Source organism: Gilvimarinus gilvus, from assembly GCF_030518155.1.
GTDB classification, from domain to species: Bacteria; Pseudomonadota; Gammaproteobacteria; order Pseudomonadales; family Cellvibrionaceae; genus Gilvimarinus; species Gilvimarinus gilvus.
The window spans coordinates 1-535 of the sequence record NZ_JAULRU010000555.1; the positions used below are offsets into that span (position 1 = coordinate 1).

Annotated in this window: 1 protein-coding gene; it reads right to left on the minus strand. The window is 63.2% G+C overall.

All coding sequences use genetic code 11. The features are described 5' to 3' along the window. Positions 1-535, minus strand: a 535-nt coding sequence (locus QWI17_RS10560; protein ID WP_302722470.1) for a hypothetical protein, incomplete at both ends; no start/stop codon positions are given.

Here is a 535-nt window from a genome sequence, read left to right on the forward strand (position 1 = left end):
TCTGCGCCTCGATCGATTGCTGGGTGACCGTTTCCTGGGACTGGGCCAGGCGCTTGTCGTTGATCAGCGTCTGCAGGTCCTGGATTTCCTGCTCAAGGCGCGCGGCACGCTCGATCAGCAGGTCATGGCGGGCGTTGCCAAGGTCCTGCAGCACGCTGTTGCCGGCCAGTTCCTGGCGGCGCAGCAGGGTCAGCGCGTTGAGCGAAGCCAGTTCTGCGTTCAGCTGGTTGCGCTGGTCGGCGTTGATCGACTTGCCACCGTCCTTGCCGGTCTTGAGGATGGTGTTGATCTGCTGGGCGCGGGTCTGGTTGCTGCTGATTTCGGCCTGGGCACGTTCGGGGCGGGTCTGCGAGTTGATGATCAGGCTGTTGGCGTCGGACAGCGACTTCTGCAGCTCGCCCTGCTGGGTGTTGCGCTCGCTGAGCATCTGTTCGAGCTGCTGCACGTTGAGGTTGGCATAGCGCTGGGCAACCGGCTGAACCTTGGTTTGCTTGAGCCGGGCCAGCTCTTTCTGGCTGTCGTCGGTTTCCTTGGG